This window comes from Vibrio sp. 10N.261.55.A7 (genome assembly GCF_002877365.1).
In the GTDB taxonomy this organism is placed as follows: Bacteria; Pseudomonadota; Gammaproteobacteria; order Enterobacterales; family Vibrionaceae; genus Vibrio.
On sequence record NZ_MCWZ01000284.1, the window covers coordinates 1 to 12,240 of the forward strand.

The 12,240-nt window shown below is 45.5% G+C and carries 11 protein-coding genes and 1 other annotated feature; of the genes, 4 read left to right on the forward strand and 7 right to left on the reverse strand.

Annotated elements, in window-relative coordinates; all coding sequences use genetic code 11:
* The 5 genes from trpCF to BCU12_RS13940 form a co-directional block, all read right to left on the reverse strand.
* Positions 1-856 (reverse strand): bifunctional indole-3-glycerol-phosphate synthase TrpC/phosphoribosylanthranilate isomerase TrpF (gene trpCF, locus BCU12_RS13920; RefSeq protein WP_102404920.1); only part of this gene is annotated, 856 nt, incomplete at its 3' end.
* Between the two features lie 3 nt (positions 857-859).
* Entirely contained in the window at positions 860-1,858 is a 999-nt protein-coding gene (trpD, locus tag BCU12_RS13925; RefSeq protein ID WP_102404858.1) for an anthranilate phosphoribosyltransferase, read from the reverse strand.
* 13 nt (positions 1,859-1,871) lie between these two features.
* Positions 1,872-2,498: an aminodeoxychorismate/anthranilate synthase component II gene (locus BCU12_RS13930; protein ID WP_102404859.1), complete on the reverse strand. Its 627-nt coding sequence runs from the start codon at positions 2,496-2,498 to the stop codon at positions 1,872-1,874.
* A 3-nt stretch (positions 2,499-2,501) separates the two neighbouring features.
* Positions 2,502-4,067, reverse strand: a complete 1,566-nt coding sequence (locus tag BCU12_RS13935; protein ID WP_102404860.1) for an anthranilate synthase component 1 — start codon at positions 4,065-4,067, stop codon at positions 2,502-2,504.
* A 126-nt stretch (positions 4,068-4,193) separates the two neighbouring features.
* Positions 4,194-4,294, reverse strand: a sequence feature (Trp leader region).
* Entirely contained in the window at positions 4,247-4,351 is a 105-nt protein-coding gene (locus BCU12_RS13940) for a Trp operon leader peptide (protein WP_102404861.1), read from the reverse strand. (Overlaps the previous feature by 48 nt.)
* Positions 4,352-4,434: 83 nt before the next feature.
* Here BCU12_RS13940 and BCU12_RS13945 point away from each other — a divergent pair, with 83 nt between their 5' ends.
* The 4 genes from BCU12_RS13945 to BCU12_RS13965 all read left to right on the forward strand — a co-directional run bounded on the left by BCU12_RS13945 (position 4,435) and on the right by BCU12_RS13965 (position 8,612).
* The gene (locus BCU12_RS13945) at positions 4,435-5,310 is read left to right on the forward strand and encodes a PHP domain-containing protein (protein ID WP_102404862.1); all 876 of its coding nucleotides are present in this window, start codon (positions 4,435-4,437) and stop codon (positions 5,308-5,310) included.
* A 47-nt stretch (positions 5,311-5,357) separates the two neighbouring features.
* Positions 5,358-5,978 carry an L-threonylcarbamoyladenylate synthase gene (locus BCU12_RS13950; RefSeq protein ID WP_102404863.1) on the forward strand — a complete coding sequence of 207 codons (621 nt, stop codon included), beginning with the start codon at positions 5,358-5,360 and terminating at the stop codon, positions 5,976-5,978.
* 108 nt (positions 5,979-6,086) lie between these two features.
* Positions 6,087-7,034: a 23S rRNA pseudouridine(2605) synthase RluB gene (gene rluB / locus BCU12_RS13955; protein WP_102404864.1), complete on the forward strand. Its 948-nt coding sequence runs from the start codon at positions 6,087-6,089 to the stop codon at positions 7,032-7,034.
* 186 nt (positions 7,035-7,220) lie between these two features.
* Complete coding sequence (locus BCU12_RS13965) at positions 7,221-8,612, forward strand: diguanylate cyclase (RefSeq protein WP_102404866.1); 1,392 nt, start codon at positions 7,221-7,223, stop codon at positions 8,610-8,612.
* 57 nt (positions 8,613-8,669) lie between these two features.
* On the opposite strand, the gene cydC is transcribed toward BCU12_RS13965, so the two are convergent.
* A complete protein-coding gene (gene cydC / locus BCU12_RS13970; protein ID WP_102404867.1) occupies positions 8,670-10,391 on the reverse strand; it encodes a cysteine/glutathione ABC transporter ATP-binding protein/permease CydC in 1,722 nt (573 codons plus the stop codon).
* Positions 10,384-12,171, reverse strand: coding sequence for a cysteine/glutathione ABC transporter permease/ATP-binding protein CydD (cydD, locus tag BCU12_RS13975; RefSeq protein ID WP_102404868.1), 1,788 nt, complete (start codon positions 12,169-12,171; stop codon positions 10,384-10,386). The genes cydC and cydD overlap by 8 nt, the downstream gene beginning before the upstream one ends.
* Positions 12,172-12,240 lie beyond the last annotated feature (69 nt).

Sequence of the window (12,240 nt, forward strand, 5' to 3'; positions counted from 1 at the left end):
CCGCATCATCAGAGTGCGTAAGCCCACAAACCTTGTTTTCCCCTAGAATGACCTTTCGAGCAGCCAGTTCAAGGTTATCTTCCGCCATTAACGAGCTGCCAATTAAAAAGCCGCCTGCATAAGGGATTAAGTCTTTTATCTGCTGATGAGTGTAGATGCCTGATTCTGAGATAATAACCGCGTTCGGCGCTTTCTCTTTAATGATCGGTGCCAGTTCTTTAGTGCGATTCAGGTCTGTGGAAAGGTCACGTAGGTTACGATTGTTAATACCAATCACCTTGGCATTCAACGCCACTGCTCTGTCTAGCTCTTCTTCATTGCTGACTTCCGTCAGTACACCCATGTTTAAAGCATGCGCGACTTCCGCAAGTTCTTTGTATTGCTCGTCATTGAGAACGGAGAGCATAAGCAAAATAGCATCAGCATTATAATGGCGCGCTAAATACACTTGATAGGTATCAACCATGAAGTCTTTACAAAGAATCGGTTGTTTAGCGATAGAGCGAACCGTTGGTAGGAAATCAAAGTTTCCTTGAAAGTACTTTTCATCGGTTAAAACGGAAATCGCACTTGCATGACGATTATAAACCGTCGCAATTTCTTCAAGGTTGAAGTCATCTCTAATAAGGCCTTTAGACGGAGATGCCTTTTTGCATTCTAAGATGAAGGCTGTTTTGTTCGCTTCGAGCGCTTGATAAAAGCTGCGGTCAGATTTCACCAATGTAGACTTAAACTCTTCAAGCGGCTGAGATGTTTTTCGCTCTTGAACCCATTGGTATTTATCTCGAACGATCTTAGCGAGCACCTCGGCCATTTCAGTCTCTTTGACGGAGACGTGTTCTGAAAGTTGTGTCATGGGTTAACCTCGGTTCGCTAGTTGTTGCACAAGCTCAAAGGCTTGGCCTGAGTTCATTGCCGCAATGGCTTTTTGGGTGTTTGCTTTTAGGTCTTCATGACCAAACAGGCGCATCAGTAAGGCGACGTTTACGGCCACTGCTCCAACCTGAGCATCGCTGCCTTTACCAGTCAAAATATTCGTGATGATGGCGCGGTTTTCTTCTGGATCTCCACCCTTAATCGCTTCAAGCGGATGACTCTCTAAACCAAAGTCTTCCGGTGTCAAAGTGTAGAGTGTGATTTTACCATCGATAATTTCGGCGACGGTGGTTGAGCCATGGATAGCAACCTCATCAAGGCCACTGCCATGCACGACTGCAGCTCTCTTCATACCCATTTTAAGCATGGTTTTTGCAATAGGAGTGACGAGCTCTTCACTGTAGACACCCATTAATTCGATATTTGGACGAGCTGGGTTAATCAGCGGACCAAGGATATTGAAGATCGTGCGCGTTTTTAGCGTTTGACGCACTGGCATCGCGTGACGAACGCCACCGTGATATTGAGGGGCGAATAAAAATGCAACCCCTAAGTCATCGATGGCTTTACGGGTATCTTCTGCTCTCATGGCGAGATTGATGCCAAAAGAGTCGAGCAAGTCAGACGATCCGGATTTACTGGATACACTTCGATTACCATGCTTCGCGACCTTTAAGCCGCAAGCCGCCGCCACGAATGCGGCAGTTGTAGAGATATTAATGGTATCGTGCCCATCGCCGCCAGTTCCGACAATGTCGGCAAAGTCATAATCTGGTCGCGGGAACGGTTGAGCATTGACTAACAGTGCTTTTGCAGCCCCGGCAATTTCTTCGGGCGTTTCCCCTTTGATCTTCAGTGCAGTCAGTGCTGCAGTCATCAAAATAGGGTCTAGCTCACCACGAATAATGACGTCAAACAGTTGTTGGCTCTCTTCTTCGCTAAGAGGCTGTTGGTCATACAGTTTGTTAATAATATTTTCCATGATAACTTCCTTATTAAGCCGTCTTTTCGTGGTTGAATTCGTGTTCAAGAGCCCACTCTATCGCATTTGATAGCAGTGTTGCCCCATAAGTTGTCATAATTGATTCTGGGTGGAATTGAAACCCGCACACTTTATCTTGCTCGTTGACCACTGACATCACCAGCCCGTCAACTTCAGCCGTTACGGTCAGAGCGTTTGAAACGTGCGTAGCCACGAGTGAGTGGTAACGCGCGATAGCGAGTGGTGACGGCAGGTTTTGATAGATAGCGTGATTGTCATGCGCCATCATTGACACTTTACCGTGAATGATCTCGCCTGCGCCAGCAACAGTTCCGCCATAGGCTTCTACGATAGCCTGATGACCGAGACAGATACCGATCATTGGCACCTTACCTTTTAAGCGTTGAATCAGATCCGGCATGCAGCCCGCCTCGGCAGGCGCACCAGGACCAGGAGACAATAAGACCACTGGATTATCCAGTTGCTTAATTGCAAGTTCGATGGATTCTGCTGCGATGTTATTTCGGTAAACCGTCACTGGGTAGCCAAGAGAGCGAAACTGATCCACAAGGTTATAGGTAAATGAATCGAAGTTGTCGATAAAGACGATATTAGCGCTATTTGTTTGCTGTGTAGTCATCGTTTATTCCTTATGCGCAGCTTGGATTGCGGAAATTACGGCTTGTGCTTTACCGCGAGTTTCATCGGCTTCAGCTTGTGGGTCTGAGTCAAACACTACGCCGGCTCCAGCTTGAACTTGAGCAATGCCGTTTTCAACATACGCTGAACGAATGACGATACACGTATCCAGTGTGCCCTCGCCAGTCAGGTAGCCAACAGCACCGCCATAGCTGCCACGACGTTTCTTTTCAACATCACGTATGAGTTGCATTGCACGAATCTTTGGCGCACCAGTTAGTGTTCCCATATTCATGCAGGCTTGATAAGCGTGCAATGCGTCTAAGTCTTCACGTAGTTGACCCACAACACGCGAAACTAAATGCATCACGTGGCTGTATCTGTCCACTTTAAGAAGATCGGCAACATGGCGCGTTCCTGCTTGAGAGATTCGAGCGACATCATTACGGGCCAGATCGACGAGCATCATATGTTCCGCATTCTCTTTTGTGTCGGTACGAAGCTCCAGTTCGATGCGGCTATCTAGGTCAAAATCAATCTCTCCGTTCGGGCGTTTACCACGGCGGCGTGTGCCAGCGATCGGGTAGATTTCAACTTGATTTGTTTCTGTTTCGTACTTAAGCGCACTTTCTGGTGAAGCGCCAAATAGCGTGAAGAGCTCATCTTGCATGTAGAACATGTATGGGCTTGGGTTGCTTTGTTTGAGTTCTTTGTACGCCGCGAGTGGAGAAGGGCAAGGTAAAGTAAATCGGCGTGAAGGGACGACTTGGAACACATCCCCTTTAATGACGTACTGTTTTAAATCTCGAACGGTTTGACAAAAGTCTTCATCTGAAATGCTTGGTACGACACTGACTTCAGTCAGTTTTTCAGCTTGTACATTGGCAGGGGGCAGTTCACACAGAGTCTTAATTTCAGCGAGACGAGCTTCCAATGTTTCTTTAACCGAAGGGCTCTGGCTGAAATTACTTGCGTGCAAATGACCTTGTTCTAGCTGATGGTCAAACCTTAGGAGTGTCTCGGCCACATAAAATACGTAGTCGGGACACTGGTTGCTGGTTGCTGCGTCACCAAGAGGCTCAAAGTTAGCAACCAGGTCATAAGCAAATAGACCGGCTAAAAAGAGTTCAAGTTTCTCATCAGGATTGTTTTTATAGCTGTGCTGCACCAGGCGCAGAGCATCAAATGAAGAGGGTTCGCGCAGACGGGAGTCTTCGTCAAGCGTATCGCAAGCTTGAGAAAATGTCAGAACAAGCTGCTTTGGACTAAACTCTGATTGGATATCCGACTTAACGTTAGAATGAATATGTTGTATTAGGTGTTGACCGTTTTCGGTCAGAGCCTGAAATGTGACTTCGTGGCCGTAACAGATGATTCGAACCGCTGAATCAATAAGAAGCATACTTTTTAAGTTCTGTTTTGAATCTATTTCCGCTGATTCAAGTAGCAAGCTGTCACGCTTATCTGCACAGATAGTATGAAAAAGCTGAGTTGGGTCTTGAGAGTATGGAACGGTAGTATTGATGATTTCAATGTTACCTAGCTCTTTAATATCGATGGTCTTGTTCACAAGACTTCCTTCTAGTTTTTTGGTTCTTACTGTCGTACATACTCGCATAATCTACCTGGACTCCCAATGAACAATATTGCTTATTTGTTGAATTGTTAGTCAGTTAAGTGTGAGATAGTCGACAAAATAAAAAAGCCCGCTAATTTAGCGGGCTTAGTGAAACAATCTGGCTTGTTTTGTTACACGGTTACCCACTTAGAACATGTCCAAGTACGCCACCAACGCAGTTCGCTGCTAACAGCAGAAACTTTCGCTTTATTCCGTTGGTTTAGTTCTTGTAACATAGTGAGCCTCAATAAACGTGCTTGCATTTGTGTACTAGTTAACTAGTTCAAAGAAAGAAAGTCAAACAAAATGAATAGAAATAATGAAAATTGATCTACATAGTCACACAACAGCATCTGATGGACGCTTGAGCCCACAAGACTTGATTGATAGAGCGGTTAGCTTTGATGTCAAAGTCATGGCGATTACTGATCACGATACAATTGATGGGATTGCTCCAGCACAACAACATATCGAGCAGAATGAATTGCCTATTCAGCTCATTAATGGCATTGAGTTTTCGACGGTATGGCAAAACAAAGATATTCACATCGTGGGTTTAAACATTGACCAACACGATAGCGCAGTGACGGCGTTGATTGAACAACAAAAGTTACATCGTCACGAAAGAGCAAAGCTGATAGCCCATCGTTTGGAAAAGGCGACACAAGAGGGCGTTTTTGAAGAGGTTCAGATACTGGCGGGTGACGCTCCTATTACCAGAGCACATTTTGCGAAGTGGTTGGTAGACAATGGCTACGCAAAGACGATGCAGCAAGTGTTTAAAAAATACCTAACTCGCAATAACCCAGGCTATGTGCCGCCAACGTGGTGCTCGATGAAAGATGCTGTCGAAGCCATTCACCATGCGGGAGGCATGGCGGTGCTTGCCCATCCAGGGCGTTACAATTTGACCGCTAAGTGGGTAAAACGCTTACTCAGTGCATTTTGTGAGGCTGGGGGGGATGCTATGGAGGTGGCGTTACCGCAACAAGCGCAACAAGAAAGGCGCACGCTTGCTGATTATGCGATACAATACAAACTATTAGCTTCGCAAGGCAGTGACTTTCATTACCCATCTCCGTGGACGGAACTGGGTAGAAACCTTTGGTTGCCTTCGGGCGTAGAGCCAGTATGGAAAGATTGGACTATTATCTCATCGGCGCCGATGAATCAAGATGATGAACCAACCCTTTAAACTCGATAACAATATAGAGTCGAGAGACTCAATAATGAGGAATTACCATGAGCCAATTTTTTTACGTACACCCTGACAACCCTCAGGCTCGCTTGATCAATCAGGCTGTAGCAATCATTCGCAATGGCGGTGTTATCATTTATCCGACGGATTCTGGCTATGCACTGGGGTGTCAACTTGAAAACAAACAAGCATTGGATCGTATTTGTCAGATTCGTCGTTTAGACAGTAAGCACAACTTCACTCTTTTGTGCCGTGATTTATCAGAAATAGCGCTGTATGCCCGCGTTGATAACACGGCATTTCGACTGCTGAAAAGTAATACTCCGGGTCCTTATACATTTATCTTCAAAGGAACAAAAGAAGTGCCGCGTCGCTTGATGAACGCTAAGCGTAAGACGATTGGTATTCGTATTCCAGACAATAAAATTGCGTTGGATTTATTGGAAGCGCTTGGTGAGCCTTTGATGTCGACTTCCCTCATTCTGCCGGGTAACGACCATACTGAATCGGATCCAGAAGAAATTCGTGACCAATTAGAACACGCTGTCGATTGTATATTAAATGGCGGTTATCTAGGTGAGCAGCCGACCACAGTTATAGATTTCAGTGATGACGAAGCCGTTGTAGCCCGTGTGGGTTCTGGGGATCCATCTCCATTTGAGTAATCAAAAAGTAGTGCTTTTTGACTAATTATTTGGCATACTACGCGCCCGCGATTTTTGGTCGCAATTCTCTTTCGACGTCTGTGAAGACGACAACTATTAGGTAAATAAATGAGCGAAAAACTACAGAAGGTTTTAGCACGTGCAGGCCATGGCTCACGTCGTGAACTTGAAACTTTAATTAAATCCGGTCGTGTAAGTGTTAATGGCGTGGTGGCGAAATTGGGCGAACGCCTAGAGGATGAAAGTGCCATCATTCGTATTGATGGTCACAATGTATCCGCTAAAGTTTCTGAGGAAGTAGTTTGTCGAGTACTTGCATACTACAAGCCGGAAGGTGAACTGTGTACTCGTCACGACCCAGAAGGTCGCCGTACCGTTTTTGACCGACTACCAAAGATCCGTGGCTCTCGTTGGATCTCTGTTGGCCGTTTGGATGCTAACACCTCTGGTTTGTTGCTATTCACTACCGATGGTGAGTTGGCGAATCGCCTAATGCACCCTAGCCGCCAAGTAGAACGCGAATATTTGGTTCGTGTCTTTGGTGAAGTTAACGAAGATAAAGTGAAAAACCTTGTTCGTGGCGTGAAGCTAGAAGATGGTATGGCTCGCTTTGAAGACGTTGTTTACGCTGGTGGTGAAGGTATGAATCATACGTTCTACGTGGCGATTAACGAAGGGCGTAACCGCGAAGTTCGTCGTTTATGGGAGTCGCAAGACACAACGGTTAGTCGCTTGAAACGTGTTCGCTACGGTGATATTTACCTCGACAAGAAACTGCCACGCGGTGGTTGGAAAGAGCTAGATTTGAAGGAAGTGAATTACCTTCGTGAACTGGTTGAACTTGCGCCAGAGAAAAACACCATGCTTGATGAGTCGAAAGACAATACATCTCGTAAGCGTGAGCGTTCGCGCAGTCAGAAAATTCGCCGTGCGGTTAAACGTCACGAGGAACGCGTAAGCACACCGAAAGGACGCAGTAATAACCCTTCTCGAAGCAAAAAACCGACGAAAAAATCTGCAGGTGAACCTGGAGCTCGTTCAAAAAACCGCAGATAGCATTCGCCCCTCATCTTCGATGAAAGAATCAATGAAAGCCGATAGGAAACTATCGGCTTTTTTAATGACATTTCCTAGAGAATTTAGCCTCAAAATGATGGCTTTATTCAAATAATCCATGTCACGCAGCAATAGTATGTGTGCTAATGTATATTGGTTATATTCGATTGATTGCAAAGGAATGTTATGCAAAAGCTACTCTCAAAAGAAACGATAGATCTCTCCTTATTGAGTCGAGTGTTTGAACATATGGACCAAGCGGTCGTGATTGCTTCTCTTGACCGGACTATTCTGTCAATTAATCGAGCTGCTAGCGAGTTGTTTGGGTATTCATTGGACGAGCTCTACAATAAGAGCACTAGGGCACTTTACTTCGATGCTGATGAGTTTCAGCGACTTGGGGATACACGTTATAACCCTGACCTGAATGCACCAAGCCAATCGACCCTCGCGAAATACCAGACTAAGTTTGGTCATCAATTTCTGGGAAAAACATCAGGTGGAATGATAAAAGATGATCAGGGTGAAAACCTGTGTATTGTTGCCATGATCTCCAATGAGTCCGCCACGCTTGCCGCAGAGGAAGCACTGAATCAGCTTCACAGCATAACCTCTTCTAGACACATGAATTTTTCACAACGTGTCGATGCCATTCTGAGGTTAGGATCTGAATTGTTTGGCTTACCTATCGCCATCTTTAGTCAAATCAATGGTGATCAGTACGTGGTTAAGCAAGCGGTTCATCCAGAAGATGGGCTTGAGTCGGGAATGACATTTGAATTATCTGGAACGTATTGTAGCCATGTATTCAAAGCGAATGATGTCCAAGGCTTTAACCATGTATCAAAAAGTGAGATTGCCTCGCATCCATGCTTCATTGCGTTTGGCTTAGAGTCTTACCTAGGTGCTCCAATATTGGTTGATGGAGAGCGATACGGCACACTAAATTTCTCTAGCCCAACGCCATGCCGCCCATTTATTCGTCAAGACTATGAGCTTGTTAAGCTATTTTCAAATTGGGTGGGTCATGAAATCGCGAGAGATAATGACTTACGGGCTCTAAAAAAAGCGAGCCAACAGATGGAGATCATCGCCAATACCGATGTGTTGACAAAATTAGCGAATCGCCGTTTTTCGGAAGCTCGTCTTAAAGAGCTCATTGAAACATCGAAAGATAAGGGAAATAAGCTGTCTATCGCCATTATCGATTTTGATCACTTTAAGAGTGTGAATGATACCTACGGGCATTTAGTTGGGGATCAGGTATTGCAATTGTTTGGTGAAATAGCGGGGTCATGCAGCAGGCGAGATGATTTTATCGGTCGCTGGGGAGGGGAAGAGTTCATTGCTGTTTATCCGCATGCTGATCTTGAATCTGCTTCCTTGGTACTGAATAGAGTCATGTTGCAGCTAGAAAATTCTGATCTCCAGACTCTTCACAAGGGGTTAAAGATTACGGTGAGCATAGGGTTAACCACCTTGAAGGCAAACGACGATATGGATCTCATTCTCACTCGCGCTGATGACCTACTCTACAAGGCCAAGCATCAAGGTCGAAACCAGATTCAACAAGGGTAGGGCCATGGATAAAAAAGCGAGCTATGAATAGCTCGCTTTTTTATTTTTCCTGATCTTTTACAAGGTTTGTGTCAATTGATAGTAGCGACCTTGTTTAGCCAAAAGTTCATCATGACTGCCTAATTCAACAATTTCACCTTGCTCAATTAAACAAACCTTGTCCATATTGTGAAGATTCACTAAGCGGTGAGTAATGAACAGCACTGTTTTATCGATAGAGTGCTTTTCTAGAAGCTCAATAATCTGTTGCTCAGTCTGTTTGTCTAGGCCTTCTGTCGGCTCATCTAATAGCAGTATTGGTGCGTTGTGCAGCAATGCTCGCGCAATACCGATACGGCGCTTCTCCCCACCAGATAACTGTCTACCACCATCGCCTAACCAAGTATCTAGCCCTAATTCATCGAGGAGCTTCTCTAAGCCCACGTTGATTAGAGCCGTAGAAAGTTCGTCATCACCGGCTTTAGGACTGGCCATGAGTAGGTTGTCCCTTAACGTGCCATTCAACACATCTACGCGTTGGCTGACGACCGATATCGATTCACGTAATTGGCTTTCATTCCACTGTGTGAGAGCGACGCCATCAATGGTAATGGAACCTTGTTGAGGGTCCCAGTATCGATTAAGGAGTTGCAATAGTGTCGATTTTCCAGAGCCTGTTTGGCCAACAATCGCGATACGTTCATTATTTTCGATTCGGAGATCGACAGATTTAAGAACGGTTTGATTGCTGTCTGGATACTGGAAGTCGACGTTTTTAAACTCAATGGCATGCGAATTAGCGGGTTGCGCTTTGGTGTCGCTGAATATGACATCTGGTGTCGCCAATGTAATCTCGTTAAGCCTTCTTGCGGAAGTTAGGGTCTGGCCAAGATATTGGAAAGCACCAGCAATGGGCATCAGCAGTTCGAAACTTGCCATGGTCGCGAATGCAACTAAGGCGATCATTGGATCGGGTGGGTTCCCGCCGACGCCATCTGCTGCCAACCAAATAATAAGGACGAGTGTCCAACCATTGGCTAACATAAGCAAAGCTTGCGCTAATCCAGTGTAGTGCGCATTCACAAACTGATTGTTGAGAAGCTTATTTTGTGTCTCGATTATCGCGTTACGGTATCTCTCTTCTGCACCGAAAAGCGTTAACTCACTATAGCCTTCGATCCAATCGAGTGTTGCAATCCTAAAGCTCGACTTATTTTCGGTCAGGTGCTGACCGTTGTGTTTACCGAGTTTATAAAAAAGTATCGGCCAGAGGATGAGCAGGGCCATCAAAATGGAACCCAGCGTCAACCCAAGCGTTAAATCATACCAACTTAAAAAAGCAGTGAGAGAAACAATACCGAAAAAGCTCACTACAATAGGGCTGAGTAGGCGCAAATAGACATGGTCCATTGCGTCAACATCGGCCACTAATCGATTGAGCAGATCTGCGTCTCGTAAATTAGAGACTTTGCCAGGAATGAGCGGCGCGAGCTTCTTAAAGAAGAATATACGCAGGTCAGTCAACAGCTTAAATGTCGCGTTATGACTGACGACACGTTCTCCCCAACGGCCCGCAGTTCTACCCATCGCAAACCCACGGACGAACGCGCCTGGGAGCATGTAGTTGAACGTTTCCCGTGCGATGGTCAAACCAGCAACGGCGGCGGCAGATAAGAACCAACCTGACAATGTCAGAAGGCCAATTGAAGCGAATAGGGTGGCGAAAGCCAATACCATTCCAAGTGATAAACCGAACCAATGCTTCTTATAAAGTTTTAGGTAAGGGAGTAAATCACGCATCTAAATTCCCCTTATTCGCTTGGCTGAGTGCAATATTTGAAGACAGCATACTTTGGAAAAGACCGTTGTTGTTTGACAATTCCTCGTATCGGCCACTTTCAACGATTAGACCGTCCTTCATGACCAGAATCTGATCAATGTTTTTGAGAGGTTCAAGCTGGTGAGTGATCAACAGTGTCGTTTTGTCTTTAGTTTGAGTCGCTAAACCTTGGTTAACCAGTTTCTCGCTTCGAGCATCTAGGCTAGCCGTTGGTTCATCGAGCAGCCAAAATTGCCCTTGCTGCAACATAGCACGCGCAAGTGCGATACGTTGCGCCTGACCAACAGATAAACCACCCGAGCGGTCTGAGATCAAATAGTCTAACCCGTGCTCGTTGACAAATTCTGCTGCGTAAGAGTCTTTCAACACTTGTTCGAGAATCTGATCGGAGGCTGTTTCATGACCCAGTGTAATGTTGTCTCGAATAGTGCCATGAAGCAGAAGCGGGTTTTGACCAACCCAACTTATTGCCTTTCTCCAACTAGAGTGATCCAGTTGGTTTAACTCAATACCATTGATCGTAAGGCTGCCTTGATACGGCATAAAGCCCAAAATGGCATTAACCAAGGTCGTTTTACCCGCACCGCTTTGACCTACTAGCGCAGTGCTCGACGCTGAGTTGATTGAGAATGAAATTGGGCCAACCAGTTTTTTCCCATCAGGGCTAAGAATCTCTAGATTCTCTGCGCGGATTGATAGGTTGTCACTGTCGCTGAAAATCGTATCACCCGATTGAACTTGGCTAATATCTGTTTCCAAAAACTCGACAATGCTCTCCGCTGCACCAACAGCTTGCTGTTTGGCATGATAAAACGTACCTAAATCGCGTAACGGCTGATAAAACTCAGGCGCTAGTATCAAAATAAAGAGGCCCGCGAACAGAGTCACGCCAACGCCATAGTGACCAAAGTTCAACTCGCCAATGAAGCTAAAACCAAAGTAAACCGCCGTGATGGCAATGGAAATCGAGGTGAAAAACTCAAGAACAGCAGAGGACAAAAACGCGATTTTTAGCACGTCCATAGTGCGGACTCTAAAGACTTCCGATGCGCCCTTTAAAACTTCCGTTTCAGCTTGAGTGCGATCGAACAGCCTGATAGTCGTCATTGCTTGTAAACGGTCGTAGAAATGCCCAGAAAGGCGTTGCATGGCCTTAAAGTTCTTTCTATTGGCATTGGCCGCTTTCATTCCCACCATTGCCATGAACAAAGGAACGAGTGGTGCAGTAATAAGGAATATAAGCCCAGCCGCCCAGTTGATTGGAAATACGACAATCAAAATGACAAAAGGAATCAATACGGATAGCGACATTTGAGGAAGGTAGCGCGCAAAGAAATCTTGCATGTCTTCGACTTGTTCGAGTAAAAGAGTGGCCCATGCACCAGCCGGTTTACCTTTAATGTAGGCTGGCCCTAATGTGCGAAGTTTCTCTAGGATAAGTTGGCGAATGTAGACTCGTATTTGTTCACCACAGCGAAATCCAGATACCTCACGGCCCCAAGCACATGCAGCGCGAATCACGATGGTAGCCGCGAGCGCAGCAAAGTAAGGAATGAGTTCATTTTTATCAACTTGTTCTATGATGATCTGACTGAGAATCGAGGCTAGCAGAGCAGCCTGAGCCAACAGAAACACGCTTGAAAGAACACCTAGACCAACAGTGATCATTAGCCAGCGTTTGGCTAACTTACTCTGCTGTTTGAGCCATTTATTCAAGCTGCGTTGTTTTTTCTTATCCATTTGAAAACTTAATGATAATTATTATGAATTTTGAGGGGGCATTATACAAAAGAAAGCCCAAAGGGAATA